The sequence below is a fragment of the Amycolatopsis thermalba genome (genome assembly GCF_023376025.1).
GTDB classification, from domain to species: domain Bacteria; phylum Actinomycetota; class Actinomycetes; order Mycobacteriales; family Pseudonocardiaceae; genus Amycolatopsis_E; species Amycolatopsis_E thermalba.
The window spans coordinates 63,672-77,884 of the sequence record NZ_CP091196.1; the positions used below are offsets into that span (position 1 = coordinate 63,672).

A 14,213-nucleotide genomic window follows, 5' to 3' on the forward strand; every position below is an offset into this window, starting at 1 on the left:
TGTGAGCGGCTCCCGAACGGCTTACCTGGGAAAACGCACCGTGAATTCGGTGTGACCCGGCCTGCTTTCGACACCGACGCGGCCGCGGTGGGCGGCGACGACGGCGGCCACGATCGCCAGGCCCAGCCCGGTGCTGCCGGCCGCGCGGGAGCGGGAGGTGTCGCCGCGGGCGAACCGCTCGAACACCGTCGGCAGGACCTCCGGCGCGATGCCCGGCCCGTTGTCGGTCACGCGCAGCACCACCTCGGTGTCCTCAGTGGACAGTTTCGTGGTGACCACGGTGTCCGGCGGGGTGTGAGTGCGGGCGTTGTTGAGCAGGTTGAGCACGACCTGGTGCAGCTGGTCGGCGTCGCCGGCGACGGTGATCGGGTCAGCGGGCACGTCGAGCCGCCACCGGTGGTCCGGACCGGCGACGGTCGCGTCGGACACCGCGTCGGCCACGATCCGGGAGAAGTCGACCGGCTCGTGGACGCGGTGCCGCCCGGAGTCCAGGCGCGCGAGCAGCAGCAGGTCCTCGACCAGGGTGGTCATCCGGGCCGATTCGGACTCGACCCGGCCCAACGCGAATGCGATGTCCGGCGGCACGGTGTCGCCGCCGCGCCGGGCCAGCTCGGCGTACCCGCGGATGGCCGCGAGCGGCGTGCGCAGCTCGTGGCTGGCGTCGGCGACGAACTGCCGCACCCGGCTTTCGCTGGCCTGCCGCGCGGTCAGCGCCGCGCCGACGTGCCCGAGCATCTGGTTGAACGCCGCGCCGACCTTGCCGACCTCGGTGCGGGTGTCGGTGTCGACCGGTTGCACCCGGATCGACAACGCGACCTCGCCGCGGTCGAGTTGCAGCTGGGACACCTTGGCGGCGGTGTCGGCGAGCCGGTCCAGCGGACGCATGGTGCGCCGGATGGTGATCGCGCCGAGCCCGCCCGCGACGAGCAGGCCGCCGAGCGCGACCCCGCCGAAGATGAACCCGAGCCGCCACAGCGTGTCGGTCACCTCCGCCAGCGGGAGACCGGTGATCAGCAGCGCGCCGTCCGGGGCCCGCACCGACACGACGCGGTAGTCGCCGAGATCGCCGAGGTCGACACTGCGCCGCTCGCCGTCGGCGGGCAGCGCGAGCAACGTGCGCAGCTGCTCGGCGGGCACCGGATCACTGGGGAACGGGTTGTCCGACGAGGTGGAACCGCCGCGCAGCACCCCGGCCCGCACGGCGCCGTCCGGGAACACGACGACGGCCAGCGTGCCGATGCCCTGCCCCGGGACCCGCAGCGAGTCCGGCGGCGGCTGGTTCGGCGGGCCGTTCCACGACCCCGGCGGCGGCTGGCGGGTGCCCCGCTCGCTCGCCGCGACGAGCCGGTCGTCGAGCTGGTGGTAGAGGAAGCTGCGCAGCGCGAGCTCGGTGACCAGGCCGACGACCAGGCACACGAGCGCCAGCAGCGCGATGACCTGCGCGATCAGCTTGCCGCGCAGGGAGGAGGGCAGGAGCCGCCGGGAGCGGGCGTGCTCAGCCTGCCGGCTTGAGGACATACCCCGCGCCGCGCAGCGTGTGGATCATCGGCTCCCTGCCCGCGTCGATCTTCTTCCGCAGGTAGGAAATATAGAGCTCGACGATGTTGGCCTGGCCGCCGAAGTCGTAGCTCCACACCCGGTCCAGGATCTGGGCCTTGGACAGCACGCGCTTGGGGTTGCGCATCAGGTAGCGCAACAGCTCGAATTCGGTGGCCGTCAGCGAGATCGGGTCGCCACCGCGGAACACCTCGCGGCTGTCCTCGTCCAGGGTCAGGTCGCCGACCGTCAGGGTCGAGCCCTCGGTGGCGGCCACCACCCGCGAGCGGCGCAGCAGGGCACGCAGGCGGAGCACGACCTCTTCCAGGCTGAACGGCTTGGTCACGTAGTCGTCGCCGCCCGCGGTCAGGCCGGCGATGCGGTCCTCCACCGCGTCCCGCGCGGTGAGGAACAGCACCGGCAGGTGCGGCGTCTCGGCACGCAGCTTGCTGAGCACCTCCAGGCCGCTGAAGTCGGGCAGCATGACGTCGAGCACGACGGCGTCGGGGCGGAACTCGCGGGCCACGCGGACCGCCTCGGTGCCGGTGCCGGCGCTGCGGGTCTCCCAGCCCTCCATGCGCAGGGCCATCGACACCAGCTCGGCCAGGGTCTCCTCGTCGTCGACGACGAGGACCCGCACCGCCGAGCCGTCGGGGTGCTTGAGGCCGGCCTTGCCCGCGCCGGACATCGCGGCGTTCATGCTGGTCATGGTCTCATCCTGGGCCGCGCCGGTGGGTCCTTCCTGTGACCCGTCTGTGTGTTTCCTGTGAGCGCTCGCCGTGCACAGCGTCCGCCCACCTCGTACACAGCCTCCGCACAGTTGGCCTGCCGAACCTGTGGGGTGGCAGGGGTGGCCCCTGCCGCGACCGACAGCGAAAGGGACACGATGAGCACGGAGCCGACGACCACCGAGGCACCTGCCGCCGCGTGGGGAGACCCGCAGCCGCCCGCGCCCAAGTGGTCCGGCAGGAAGACCGCGATCGCCGCGGCCGTGGCGGTCGTCATAGCCGCCGTCGGCGGGGTCGCGATCTACGCGGGCACCTCGTCCGAGGCGAACCAGCAGGGCGGCATGGGCGGTTTCCCGGGTGGCGGCCGGATGGGTCAGATGGGTGGTTCGGCGTCGATCCTGCGGGAGGCGCTGCACGGAGACTTCACGGTGGCCGCCGGCGGCGGGTACGCGGTCGAGCGGTTCCAGACCGGCGAGGTCAGCGCGCTGAGCGCCACCTCGATCACGGTGCGCAGCGAGGACGACTACACCCAGACGTACGTGATCGACTCGGCCACCCAGAAGGCGAGCAACCTGGCCACCGGCTCGACGGTGACGGTGCTGGCGAAGGTCTCCGGCGACACCGCCACCGCGACGTCGATCACCGAGGGTTCGGCCCAGCAGAGCGGGCCCGGCGGGTTCCCCGGCGGCCAGGCTCCTGGTGGTCAGGGCCCGGGTGGCGGCCGGCCGTGAGCCCCGGCGCTTCCGGGTCGGCCGGCGACCCGGAAGCGCCGCACTGTGGGGAATAACACACGAGTTTCGATAATCGGCGTCAGCGCAGGTCGAACTGGCCCGCCTTGACGCCTTCGAGGAAGGCCGCCCACTCGCCGGCGTCGAACACGAAGACCGGGCTGCTCGCCAGCTTGGTGTCGCGCACGCCGACCAGCCCCGGCGCGGCCAGGTTGACCTCCACGCAGTTGCCGCCGTTGGGCTCGCTGGCGAAGGACTTCTGCCACTTCGACTCGTCGAACAGGTGCACCGCGTCGTGCGGGTCGTAATCCACCGGTCGCGGGTATTCCGGCATCAGTCCCTACCTCCGTGCCTGAGGTCCCACCCCGTCGCGTAGCGAACAGGGGCGAGCCTGGTCCTTTCGTTGGAACCACGTGGGTCCAGTCGGGTGAGGTGAATGTTGATCACTCGACACCGGGATTATTCCAGGAGTAGGATTATTCCTGCCGGTCGGGTCGATCACACGGCCCGGTTCCAGTCCTTGGGGGAGGTTCGACGGTGCTCGGAGACGTGACGGAACGCCCTGCGCCGCCGCACCGACCGGATTCCTCGGTGGCCGCCCCCGCCAGCCGCACCGAAGCGCCCGGCGCGGACGCCACGGAACAGCCCGCGCTGACGCGCCGCCCGGATTCCGTCGTGGCTAACGGCCGCGACGAGCCCACGCGCCCACCGACACGCCGCCCGGATCCCTCCGCCGTCGTGGCCACCCCCGCACCCCGCGTGGAAGCCCCCGGCGCGAACGCCACTGAGCGGCCTGCGGTCACGCGCCGCCCGGATCCCCTCGCCGCCGGGGCCGCCCCCGCCAGCCACACGGAAGCCCCCGAACTGGACGCCACCGGGCAGCCCGCGCTCACGCGCCGACCGGATCCCCTCGCCGCCGGGGCCGCCCCCGCCAGCCACACGGGAGCCCCCGAAGTGGACGCCACCGGGCAGCCCGCGCTCACGCGCCGACCGGATCCCTTCATCGTCGTCGGGAAGGTCAACGGGCGTGACGAGGCCGCCCGCGCGGCGAGCCCGGCGGAAGCGCTGTCCCGGATGCTCGGCTGGCTCGCCGCGGACGCCGACGCCTCCGCGGTGTGGTACCTGCGCGAGGACTGGCCCGGCCCGGTCACCGTCATCGGGCGGCAGGCGCCCGGCACCGCGCGCGAATCCCGGCGGTGCGCGCACCTGTTCCCGCTGGAACCCGGCACGGTCCTGCGCGGCGCGATGACCGCCGGTTGCGGCGCGCGCCTCCGGCTACCGGAGATCGAATGGCTGCCCCTGGGCGCCGGCATGCCGTGCGAGCGCTGTCTCGTCGGCGTCTGCCGGAACCCCCGGCCGCGACTGGAAGGGGGACGGAGATGACCGTCCGCATCCTGACCGACCCGACCACGCCCCACCGGAGCGAGCCGGCGGCCGCACACCGTGGCCGTCGCAGGTGGACACTGCTGCCGCGCTCGTTCCGGCGGCACTGGCACGCGTGGCGCCACAGCGCGGAACTGGCGCTGCCCCGCCCACGGACCTAGCGGGCCGCACCCCCGCAGCCAACGGCCGGCCACCCGAGCACCTACGCCACCCGGCCGAGTTCGCGACGATCCCCGCATTCCTCGACGAACAGCCCTGACTCAGCGCTTGCGGCCCACCCCGCACCAGCCGATCGACATCGACGGGCGCGCCACGAAGTTCTGCGTCACCGGGGACGGTGCTTCCGCCAGCCGCCACTGCGGCAGCCACACCACACCCGGCTCCACCATCTCGAAGTCCCCGAAGAAGGACGCGATCTCGTCGTACCGGCGGGAGAACGCGGGCGTCCCGGACTTCTCGTACAACGCGAACGCCGCCCGGATGCTCGCCGCGTAGTCCGCGGGCACGTCGAGGTCGTCGTACGTCGCATGGGAGATCGCCAGGTACGAGCCGACTGGCAGCCGCGCCCGGTAGGCGGCCACGATCTCGCCCGCGGGCTCGTCGTTGGGGATGAAGTGCAGCGCCGCGCAGAAGATCAACCCGATCGGCCGCGTCCGGTCGAGCACGCCGGTGCCCATCGCCGCCCGCCACACCGCGTCCGGGTCCCGCTGGTCGGCGCGGACGATCGCGTGCCGCGAGGGGTCGCCCTCACGCTCCAGCATCAACTGCCCGTGGGCGACGGCGACGTGCTCGCGGTCCACGTACACGCAGCGGCTGGCCGGGTCGAGCGAGTGGGCGATCCGGTGCACGGTCCCCACGGTCGGCCCGCCGGAGCCGACGTCGAGGAACTGGTCGACGCCGTTGCGCAGGCAGAACCGCACGACGCGTTCGAGGAACTCCAGGTTCGCGCGGGCGATCAGCGGCGCGAACGGGACCTCGGCCAGCACGCGGTCACCGAGGGCGCGGTCCATCGCCCAGTTCCCCGTCCCACCCAGGTAGTAGTCGTACATGCGGACGGCGTTGGGACGGTCCAGGTCCACGCCGTCCTGATCCGGTTCGGTCACGCTCAACCCCCGACAAGTTGATCTTGACCGGAGCCTAGGCCCCCATCGCCACGCGGTACTGATCGGCCATGTTCTTCAGGAACTCACGCGTCTCCTGCCGTTCCAGCGCCGCGCCGCGCAGGCGGTCCCACGCGTCGACGAACAGCTGGAAGTCCTTCTGGTCGTCCAGGTAGACCCCGCCCGCCGAGTGTTCGATGTAGACGAAGTCCCGGGTGCGGTCGGGGAAGCGCATGATCGTGAAGTCGTTGGGCACCGCGGCCAGCCGGGCCCCGAACGGCAGCACGTGGATGTACACGCGCTGGCGCCGGTCCAGCTCCAGCAGGTGCTCGATCTGGTCCAGCATCACCGCGGGCGCCCGGCCGCCGGGCGCGCGGTGCAGCGCGGCCTCGCTGATGATGAACCGGTAGTACGGCGGCTGCGGCTGGTCGAAGACCGCCTTGCGGTCCAGCCGGTTGCGCACCAGCGACGTCACGTCGGTGGCGCCGAACTCGGTGAACTGCTTGAGCATGTAGTGCTCGGACTGCAGCGGTCCGGGGATGCGCTCGCCGTGCCAGGTCATGATCTCCACGGCGGCCGGTTCGAGGTCGGTGAACGTGCGGAACCAGTGCGGCACCACGGACCGGTAGCCGGACCACGCACCCCGCTGCCCCGCCGCCGCGCGTGCCAGGCTCATCAGCGCCTCCGACTCGTCACCGTTGACGCCGAACGCCTCCAGCATCGTGCGCACGTCACCGAGCTTGACGCCCACCGCGCCGGATTCGATCTTGTTGACCTTGCCCTGGGTGCAGCCGAGGACCTCGGCGACCTGCTGCTGGGTCATCTTCGCGGCCAGCCGCGCGTGCCGGAGCTCGTTGCCGAGTTGCTTGCGACGGGAAGTAACGGTGCTCGCCATTGCCTAGTTCCGCGCCCTCACCCGCTCCACGGCACCTCGTCCCGCCTCATCCCTGGTAGTGGAACCCACGACCGTACTCCATGCCGCACCGTAGCGCGGCAATGACTGGATGGAGTTTGGCAGGAAACGCGGCCCAACGCTAGTTACTCACGCGTTCACCTGCGGGAACAGGCGTCGCGCTAGGGTGCGGAGAGAGCTTCGAGAGGGAAGGCTGCGCATGAGCAAGAAGGCGAGCATCGGCGTCACGGGCCTGGCCGTCATGGGCCGGAACCTGGCGCGCAACCTGGCGCGGCACGGGCACACCGTCGCCCTGCACAACCGCTCGGAACAGCGCACTCGCGACCTGGTGGAGCAGTTCGGCGACGAAGGCGAATTCATCCCCACCTACTCCGCGCAGGAGTTCGTGGACGCGCTCGAGCGGCCGCGCAAGCTGGTGATCATGGTCAAGGCCGGCGCCCCGACGGACGCCGTCATCGAGGAGTTCGCGCCGCTGCTGGAAGAGGGCGACGTGATCGTCGACGCGGGCAACGCGCACTTCGCCGACACCCGGCGCCGCGAGGCCGCGCTGCGCGAGCGCGGGCTGCACTTCGTCGGCACCGGCGTCTCCGGCGGCGAGGAGGGCGCGCTGCACGGGCCGAGCATCATGCCCGGCGGGTCGAAGGAGTCGTACGAGTCGCTCGGGCCGCTGTTCGAGAGCATCTCGGCCAAGGTCGACGGCGACCCGTGCTGCACCCACATCGGCCCGGACGGCGCCGGTCACTTCGTGAAGATGGTGCACAACGGCATCGAGTACTCCGACATGCAGCTGATCGCGGAGTCGTTCGACCTGCTGCGCGGCGCGCTCGGGTACGAGCCGGGGCAGATCGCGGAGGTGTTCCGCACCTGGAACACCGGGCGGCTCGACTCGTACCTGATCGAGATCACCGCCGAGGTGCTGGCGCACACCGACGCCGCGACCGGCAAGCCGTTCGTGGACATCGTGACCGACCAGGCCGAGCAGAAGGGCACCGGCCGCTGGACCGTGCAGATCGGCCTGGACCTCGGCGTGCCGATCAGCGGCATCGCGGAGGCGGTGTTCGCGCGGTCCCTGTCCGGCAGCGCGGACCTGCGCGCGGCCAGCCGCGGCCTGCCCGGCCCGACGCGCGCCCCGCTGACCGGCGCGGCGGCGGAGACCTTCGCCGATGACGTCGAGCGCGCGCTGTACGCGTCGAAGATCGTCGCCTACGCGCAGGGCTTCAACCAGATCCAGGCCGGTGGCGCGGAGTACGGCTGGGACATCGACCTCGGCGCGCTGGCCGCGATCTGGCGCGGCGGCTGCATCATCCGGGCGAAGTTCCTGGACGACATCCGGGCCGCCTACGCCGCCGAGCCGGGCCTGCCGACGCTGCTCACCGCGGGCGACTTCCGCAAGGCCGTGGAGGACGCGCAGGACGCGTGGCGGTCGGTAATCTCCACCGCGGTGCGGCTGGGCATCCCGACGCCGGGCTTCTCGACCGCGCTGGCCTACTACGACGGCCTGCGCGCCGAGCGGCTCCCGGCCGCCCTGGTGCAGGGGCAGCGCGACTTCTTCGGCGCGCACACCTACCGCCGGGTCGACCGGGAGGGCTCGTTCCACACCCGCTGGGCCGAGGACGGCCGCCCCGAGGCCGGGGCTTGATCGCCGCGTGACGGGCGTCCGCGCGGCGCCCGTCACGCGTCCGGGTACACGGCCCGGAGCATGTTGCGGATCTCCTCCTCGACGGCGCCCTTGGCGACGCCGAGTTCGGTGAGCACGTCGTAGGCCGGCCCCTCGGCCTGGTCGAGCAGGGCGAGCAGGATGTGCTCGGTGCCGACGTAGTTGTGCCCCAGCCGCAAGGCTTCCCGCACGGTCAGCTGGATGACCTTGCGGCCGGCGGGGCTGAACGGGATGTGCGTGGGCAGCTCGTCCACGGGCGGCGGCAGGGTCGCGTTGACCCGCTCGCCCACCGTTTCCGGCGTCACGCCGAGGTTCTCCAACGCCTTCGCCGCGAGGCCGTCCCGCTCGCCGACCACGCCGATCAGGATGTGCGCGGTCTCGATCTGCTCGTTGCCCGCGCCGCGGGCGACCTTCTCGGCGTTCACCATCACCCGGCGGGCGCGTTCGGTGAAGCGGGTGAAGGCTTCCTGGCCGGTGCCGTCGAACTCCTTGGGCACGAACCGCTTCTGCGCCGCCTGCTTGGAAACCCCCATGCTGGCACCGATCTCCGTCCACGACGCGCCGCTTCGCCGCGCCTGGTCGACGAAGTGGCCGATCAGGTGGTCGGCGACGTCGCCGAGGTGCTCACCGAGCAGCACCGCGTCGGAGAGCTGCTGGAGGGGATCGGAGTCCGGGTGCTGCCGCTTGATGGCCTCGATCAAATCGTCGAGTCGAACTGAACTGGTCATACGTCAACCCTAGGTTGACGATCGTGGCGACGTCAACCCAGGGTTGACGATTCGGCTTCAGGCGAACGGCAGCCCCACGTAGTTCTCCGCGATGCTCGTCGCCGCGGCGCGGGAGGACGCCGTGTACCGCAGCTGCGACAGCTGCAGCCGCCGGCCGAAGTCGTCCGCCGCCGGGTCCACGTGCAGCATCGAGGTCATGTACCAGGAGAAGTGCTCGGCCCGCCACACGCGCCGCAGACAGATGTCCGAATAGGACTCCGCCAGCTCGCCGCGCTTGTGCTGCAACAACTCCACCAGCGCACGGGACAGCACGCGGACGTCCGCGACCGCCAGGTTCATGCCCTTGGCGCCGGTCGGCGGGACGATGTGCGCGGCGTCTCCGGCGAGGAACAGCCGGCCGTACTGCATGGGTTCGGTGACGAAGCTGCGCATCGGCGTGATGCCCTTGTCCAGGATCGGCCCCTCGCGCAGCACGAAGTCGTGCGCGTTCGTGGTGAGCCGGACGTCCAGTTCGGACCAAATGCGGTCGTCGGACCAGTTCTCGATCTTCTCGTCGCTGGGCACCTGCAGGTAGAGCCGCGTGATCTCCGGCGAGCGCATGCTGTGCAGCGCGAACCCGCGTTCGTGGTGGGCGTAGATCAGCTCCTCGTGCGAGGGTGGGGTCTGCGCCAGCACGCCCAGCCACGCGAACGGGTATTCGCGGTCGAACGTCGTGATCCGGTCCGCGGGGATCGTCGGGCGGCTGACGCCGTGGAAGCCGTCGCAGCCGGCGATCGCGTCGCACTCCAGCGTTCGCGCCACCCCGTCGGCGTCGCGGTAGGTGACGCGCGGGTTTTCGGTGTCCACGTCGTGCAGCTCGACGTCGGTGACCTCGAAGTGGATCGGGTAGCCCTTGGCCTCGTGCGCGGCGATCAGGTCCTTGACGATCTCCTGCTGCCCGTACACGGTGATCGACTTGCCGGTCAGCTCGGTGAGCGCGATGCGGTGGTCCTGACCGTCGAACCGCAGCGAGAACCCGTGGTGCGGCAGGCCTTCGGCGTCCATCCGCGTGCCGACGCCGATCTCCCGCAGCAGCTCGACCGTCGGGTGCTCGCAGACCCCGGCGCGCACCCGCTTCTCCACGTAGGCGCGGCTGCGCGTCTCGAGGACCACGGCGTCGACACCCTCGGCGTGCAGCAGGTACGACAACAGCAGACCTGCCGGCCCGGCGCCGATGATCCCGACCTGTGTGCGCGTCACTGCGACCTCCAAACTTCGCTGTTCCGGCACCCAGGATGCGGTCGGGCCGGGCCCGAGGCCAGCATGACTTCCATTCAGTGGAAGCTCATCGCCGCTGCTCGGCGAGCCACTCGTCGAACGTGGTGGGTGCGAGGCGGGCGCCGTCACCGGCGAGCATCACCTCGCCGGCCATCTCCGGGCCGAACAGCCCGGACCAGGTCGGCGCGAACGTCGCCGACCGGCCGCGGGCCTCGTAGGTGCGGCGCGCCATGTCGACGAGGTCCTGCGGCTCGGGGCCGGCGAGGTCGAGCCGGTCGGTGCGGGGTTCGGCGGCGGCGATCTCGGCGAGCACGGCAGCGACGTCGTCCGGGGCGACCGGCTGGACCAGCAGCGGCGCGATCGTCACGACGCCGTCGCGCTCGCCCCAGCCGGCGACCATCTCGGCGAAGTCGTGGAACTGCGCGGCGCGGACGATCGACCACGGCACCGGCCCCTCGGCCACGAGCCGTTCCTGCTCGCGCTTGCCGGCGTAGTGCGCGTTGCCCTCGACCCGGTCGACGTTCAGGATCGACAGCAGCACGTGGTGCCGCACCCCGGCGCGTTCCTCGGCGGCCAGCAGGTTCCGGGTGGTGCCGCCGAAGTACGCCACGGTTTCGTCTCTGTCCATCGGCGGCGCGCTCAGGGCGTCGACGACCGCGCCGACGCCGGTCAGCGCCTCGTCCAGGCCCACGCCGGTGGCGATGTCGACGCCGGTGGCACGGCTGATCCGGACGACCTCGTGCCCGTCCCGCTCGAGGACGGCGACGGTGCGGCTCCCGATGTTGCCGGTGGCCCCGGCGACTGCGATGCGCATGCTCTCTCCTTTTGTGGACTTAATGGGTCCACAATATCGGAGATACACTGGTCGCGTGAAGCTGCCATCGAGCACGGAGTGGGTCCTGCACTGCGCGACGACGCTGGCGCAGCTCGAACCGGGCCGCACCGCCTCGACGGCGCAGCTCGCGGAGTACTTCGACCTGCCGGCGCCCTACCTCGCGAAGCAGCTGAAGGCGCTGGTCCGGGCCGGCGTGCTGACCGCGACGACCGGCCCCCGCGGTGGCTTCCGGCTGGCCCGGCCCGCGGCGGAGATCACACTGCTGGAGATCGTCGAGGCGGTCGACGGGGCGTCCGCGCCGTACGAGTGCCGGGAGATCCGGCAGCAGGGCCGGGGCGCCCTGGCGCCGGAAAACTGCCGCGACACGTGCATCCTGGCGGCGAAGATGGCGAGCGCCCACGAGGCCTGGCGGGAGAGCCTGAAGGCCGAGTCCCTGGGCGACATCCTCGCCGAGTTGCCGGAGTGGGCCCCGGCCCGGACGCGGCGCCTGCTGGCGGGGATCACCCCGGCCCGCCGAACGAGCTGAGCCGTTCCCGCTCGGCTCCGGCCCAGTCCCCAGCCGCCGCACGGCGCGAAGCGCCGCCGGGCCACCCCCGGCGTCCGGGCTCACCGCCGCCGAACCGGCCTCCGCCACCCCACCTGAGCCGCACCCGCACCCGCCACCTGGGCCGCCCGCCAGCGCGGTCCGCCGCCCGGTCGCCGCTGCTCCGACCCAGCCCCCACAGAGCGGCCCAGCCACCACCCGGCGCGAAGCGCACCAGGCCACCCCCGGCCAGCATCTGGCTCACCGCCGCTGAGCCGGTCTCGCACCCGGCGCCGGCTCAGCCACCACCCGGCGCGAAGCGCCGTCGAACCACCCCCGGCCAAGCGTCCGGCTCTCCGCCGCTGAACCGGCCCTCGCCCCGCCGACTCCACGACGGCCGCAACGCCCGGGCACCGGCCACTGCCCCCGCCCACCGAGCGACCTGAGCCGCGGCCGCACCGGCACCCAGCTCCGGCCCAGCCCCCACAGAGGGACCCAGCCCACTCGGCCGCGAAGCGCCGCCGAGCCGCCCCCGGCATCCGGCTCACCGCCGCCGAACCGGCCCCGCCACCCGACCCGAGCCGCACCCGCACCCGCCACCCAGCTCCGGCCCCGCCCCGCAGGGCAGCCGCACCCGCCACCTGGCTCCGACCCAGCCACCAGAGAGCGACCCAGCCACCAACCGGCGCGAAGCGCACCAGGCCACCCCCGGCCAGCATCTGGCTCACCGCCGCTGAGCCGGTCTCGCACCCGGCGCCGACTCAGCCACCACCCGGCGCGAAGCGCCGCCGAACCACCACCGGCATCCGGCTCACCGCCCCTGAACCGCCCCACCGACCCGGCCGCCGCAACGCCCGCCCGCCCCCGCACCCGGCCTCAGCTGGGCTGCCGCAGTGCCCTCGGCGCGCCCAGCGCTCGCGAGATTCCCCGCGCCGCCGCGCGCACCGCGGGCACCATCGACCGTGGGTCGGGCCCCGCGGCCGGGATCACGATCGAGATCGCCGCCACCACGGCGTCCTCGGGGCCGTACACCGGCGCCGCCACCGACAGGGACACCATCTCCACCTGCCGGTCGCTGATCACGTACCCGTCGCGGCGCACGTCGGCCAGTACGCGGCGCAGCTCGTCCGCCGAGGTGATCGTCTTCGGCGTGTACCGGCGCAGCGGCGCGGCCAGCACCTGCTCCTGCACCTCGGCCGGTGCGTGCGCCAGCAGCACCAGCCCGACCCCGGTCGCGTGCGCGGCCAGCCGCCCGCCGGGCCGGGACACGATGCTCACCGCGTTCCGCCCGGAGATCCGCTCCACGTACACCACGTCCGGCACGTCGAGCACCGCGAGCTGCACGTTCTCGTGCGTGGCCTCGTACAGGTCCTCGAGAAAGGGCATGGCGGCATCTCGGAGAACCAGCCCGCGCGGCGACAGCGACGCGACCTCCCACAGCCACAACCCGACCCGGTACTGCCCGTCGTCCTGCCGTTCCAGCGCCCCGCGCCGCGCCAGCTCGCCCACGATCCGGTGCGTCGTGGACAGCGGCAGCCCGGTGCGGCGGCTCAGCTCGGACAACGTCAGCGCCGGGCGCTCCGGGGTGAACGCGGCCAGCACGTCCAGCACGCGGTCGACGACCGAGGGCGCCTGCGCCGATGTGTGCCGCATCAGCTCAGGCTAACGGCCCCACACCAGCTCGGCGGTCTCGACGATCCGCTCCAGCTTCGCCTTCTGCTCGTCCTGCGTGAGGTCGTTGCCCTCCTCGGTGGAGGAGAACCCGCACTGCCCGGACAGGCACAGCTGGTCGAGATCGACGTAGCGCGCCGCCTCGTCGATGCGCCGCCGCAGCGAGTCGACCGTCTCCAGCTCACCGCGCTTGGTCGTGACCAGCCCGAGCACGACGTACTTGCCCTTCGGCACGAACCGCAGCGGCTCGAACCCGCCGGAGCGCTCGTCGTCGAACTCCAGGAAGTAGCCGTCGACCTCCAGCTCGTTGAACAACGCGTCGGCGACGAAGTCGTACCCGCCGGAGGCCACCCACGACGAGCGGAAGTTGCCGCGGCACAGGTGGGTCGTCACGGTCAGCCCCGCGGGGCGGCCGGCCAGCGCGGCGTTCATCGTCTTGATGTTGCGCACGTGCTGCTTGTCCGGGTCGCCGCCCATCTCGGCGACGAGCCGCCGCTGCGCCGGGTCGTTGAGGTAGGCCAGGCTGGTGTCGTCGAGCTGCAGGTAGGTGCAGCCCAGCTCGGCCATGCCGGCGATCTCCTTGGCGTAGGCCGCGGCGAGGTCGGTGTAGAACTCCTCGAGGTCGGGGTAGACCTGCTCGGAGACGGCGCGGCGGCCGCCCCGGTAGTAGATCATGCTGGGCGACGGGATGGTCTGCTTCGGCGTCTGCGCAGGATCCACAATGGACTTCAGGAACGCGAAGTGGTCGCCGAAGATCGTGCCGGACAGCCCGACCTTGCCGTCCACCTTCAGCCCGGCCGGGCTGAACTCGATGTCCCCGGCCGCGTTGTGGAACTTGACGTGCAGCTTCTCGTCGCTGCGGGAGATGCCGTCGAGGGCGTAGATGAAGTCCATGTGCCAGGAGGCGCGGCGGAACTCGCCGTCAGTGGCCGAGCGCAGCCCGACCTCGCGCTGCATCGCGACCACGTCGCGGATCGCGCTGTCCTCCACGGCCTTCAGGTCCTCGGCGCCGATGGCGCCCCGCGCGAAGTCCTCGCGGGCCCGGTGCAGTTCGTCGGGCCGCAGCAGGCTGCCCACGTGATCGGCGCGGAACGGCGGTGTCGTGCGCACAGTCATGCCCCGATCTTCGGGCACCGCATCACCGCGCACAACCC

General features: G+C 72.2%; 14 protein-coding genes. 4 read left to right on the forward strand and 10 right to left on the reverse strand.

Annotated elements, in window-relative coordinates; translation table 11 throughout:
- Positions 1-21: 21 nt before the first annotated feature.
- A complete protein-coding gene (locus L1857_RS00280) occupies positions 22-1,518 on the reverse strand; it encodes a sensor histidine kinase (protein WP_116115121.1) in 1,497 nt (498 codons plus the stop codon).
- Positions 1,496-2,245 (reverse strand): response regulator transcription factor, encoded by a 750-nt coding sequence (locus L1857_RS00285; protein WP_116115123.1) that lies wholly within the window; start codon positions 2,243-2,245, stop codon positions 1,496-1,498. Before L1857_RS00285 ends, L1857_RS00280 begins: the two co-directional genes overlap by 23 nt.
- A 177-nt stretch (positions 2,246-2,422) precedes the next feature.
- On the opposite strand from L1857_RS00285, the gene L1857_RS00290 reads away from it, so the two are divergent.
- Positions 2,423-2,995, forward strand: coding sequence for a hypothetical protein (locus L1857_RS00290; protein ID WP_249464251.1), 573 nt, complete (start codon positions 2,423-2,425; stop codon positions 2,993-2,995).
- Between the two features lie 79 nt (positions 2,996-3,074).
- Here L1857_RS00290 and L1857_RS00295 read toward each other — a convergent pair whose 3' ends face one another.
- On the reverse strand, positions 3,075-3,326 hold the full coding sequence (locus tag L1857_RS00295; protein ID WP_094006333.1) for a DUF397 domain-containing protein: 252 nt from the start codon (positions 3,324-3,326) through the stop codon (positions 3,075-3,077).
- A gap of 620 nt (positions 3,327-3,946) precedes the next feature.
- Between L1857_RS00295 and L1857_RS00300 the strand changes: the two genes are divergently transcribed.
- Positions 3,947-4,375, forward strand: a complete 429-nt coding sequence (locus L1857_RS00300) for a hypothetical protein (RefSeq protein ID WP_116115127.1) — start codon at positions 3,947-3,949, stop codon at positions 4,373-4,375.
- A 260-nt stretch (positions 4,376-4,635) separates the two neighbouring features.
- On the opposite strand, the gene L1857_RS00305 is transcribed toward L1857_RS00300, so the two are convergent.
- Both L1857_RS00305 and L1857_RS00310 read right to left on the reverse strand, forming a co-directional pair.
- Positions 4,636-5,478 (reverse strand): SAM-dependent methyltransferase, encoded by an 843-nt coding sequence (locus tag L1857_RS00305; protein WP_233157330.1) that lies wholly within the window; start codon positions 5,476-5,478, stop codon positions 4,636-4,638.
- Between the two features lie 34 nt (positions 5,479-5,512).
- Positions 5,513-6,370, reverse strand: a complete 858-nt coding sequence (locus L1857_RS00310; protein WP_094006334.1) for a helix-turn-helix domain-containing protein — start codon at positions 6,368-6,370, stop codon at positions 5,513-5,515.
- A 217-nt stretch (positions 6,371-6,587) separates the two neighbouring features.
- Between L1857_RS00310 and gndA the strand changes: the two genes are divergently transcribed.
- Positions 6,588-8,027, forward strand: coding sequence for an NADP-dependent phosphogluconate dehydrogenase (gndA, locus tag L1857_RS00315; RefSeq protein ID WP_116115131.1), 1,440 nt, complete (start codon positions 6,588-6,590; stop codon positions 8,025-8,027).
- 32 nt (positions 8,028-8,059) lie between these two features.
- On the opposite strand, the gene L1857_RS00320 is transcribed toward gndA, so the two are convergent.
- The 3 genes from L1857_RS00320 to L1857_RS00330 all read right to left on the reverse strand — a co-directional run bounded on the left by L1857_RS00320 (position 8,060) and on the right by L1857_RS00330 (position 10,844).
- Positions 8,060-8,773, reverse strand: a complete 714-nt coding sequence (locus L1857_RS00320; protein WP_116115133.1) for a Clp protease N-terminal domain-containing protein — start codon at positions 8,771-8,773, stop codon at positions 8,060-8,062.
- A gap of 57 nt (positions 8,774-8,830) precedes the next feature.
- Complete coding sequence (gene pobA, locus L1857_RS00325; RefSeq protein ID WP_116115135.1) at positions 8,831-10,012, reverse strand: 4-hydroxybenzoate 3-monooxygenase; 1,182 nt, start codon at positions 10,010-10,012, stop codon at positions 8,831-8,833.
- A gap of 85 nt (positions 10,013-10,097) precedes the next feature.
- A complete protein-coding gene (locus L1857_RS00330) occupies positions 10,098-10,844 on the reverse strand; it encodes an SDR family oxidoreductase (protein ID WP_094006338.1) in 747 nt (248 codons plus the stop codon).
- A 55-nt stretch (positions 10,845-10,899) separates the two neighbouring features.
- Here L1857_RS00330 and L1857_RS00335 point away from each other — a divergent pair, with 55 nt between their 5' ends.
- Positions 10,900-11,391 (forward strand): RrF2 family transcriptional regulator, encoded by a 492-nt coding sequence (locus tag L1857_RS00335; RefSeq protein WP_094006339.1) that lies wholly within the window; start codon positions 10,900-10,902, stop codon positions 11,389-11,391.
- 873 nt (positions 11,392-12,264) lie between these two features.
- On the opposite strand, the gene L1857_RS00340 is transcribed toward L1857_RS00335, so the two are convergent.
- Both L1857_RS00340 and L1857_RS00345 read right to left on the reverse strand, forming a co-directional pair.
- Positions 12,265-13,041 carry an IclR family transcriptional regulator gene (locus tag L1857_RS00340; RefSeq protein WP_094006340.1) on the reverse strand — a complete coding sequence of 259 codons (777 nt, stop codon included), beginning with the start codon at positions 13,039-13,041 and terminating at the stop codon, positions 12,265-12,267.
- Between the two features lie 9 nt (positions 13,042-13,050).
- Entirely contained in the window at positions 13,051-14,175 is a 1,125-nt protein-coding gene (locus L1857_RS00345) for a 5-methyltetrahydropteroyltriglutamate--homocysteine S-methyltransferase (protein WP_094006341.1), read from the reverse strand.
- Between the last annotated feature and the right edge of the window lie 38 nt (positions 14,176-14,213).

Coding starts and splice junctions, on each gene's coding strand:
- L1857_RS00310 (WP_094006334.1), bottom strand. CDS start 6,370: ATGGCGAGCACCGTTACTTCCCGTCGCAAGCAACTCGGCAACGAGCTC.
- L1857_RS00330 (WP_094006338.1), bottom strand. CDS start 10,844: ATGCGCATCGCAGTCGCCGGGGCCACCGGCAACATCGGGAGCCGCACC.
- L1857_RS00285 (WP_116115123.1), bottom strand. CDS start 2,245: ATGACCAGCATGAACGCCGCGATGTCCGGCGCGGGCAAGGCCGGCCTC.
- L1857_RS00290 (WP_249464251.1), top strand. CDS start 2,423: ATGAGCACGGAGCCGACGACCACCGAGGCACCTGCCGCCGCGTGGGGA.
- L1857_RS00280 (WP_116115121.1), bottom strand. CDS start 1,518: ATGTCCTCAAGCCGGCAGGCTGAGCACGCCCGCTCCCGGCGGCTCCTG.
- L1857_RS00320 (WP_116115133.1), bottom strand. CDS start 8,773: ATGACCAGTTCAGTTCGACTCGACGATTTGATCGAGGCCATCAAGCGG.
- gndA (WP_116115131.1), top strand. CDS start 6,588: ATGAGCAAGAAGGCGAGCATCGGCGTCACGGGCCTGGCCGTCATGGGC.
- L1857_RS00340 (WP_094006340.1), bottom strand. CDS start 13,041: ATGCGGCACACATCGGCGCAGGCGCCCTCGGTCGTCGACCGCGTGCTG.
- L1857_RS00345 (WP_094006341.1), bottom strand. CDS start 14,175: ATGACTGTGCGCACGACACCGCCGTTCCGCGCCGATCACGTGGGCAGC.
- L1857_RS00295 (WP_094006333.1), bottom strand. CDS start 3,326: ATGCCGGAATACCCGCGACCGGTGGATTACGACCCGCACGACGCGGTG.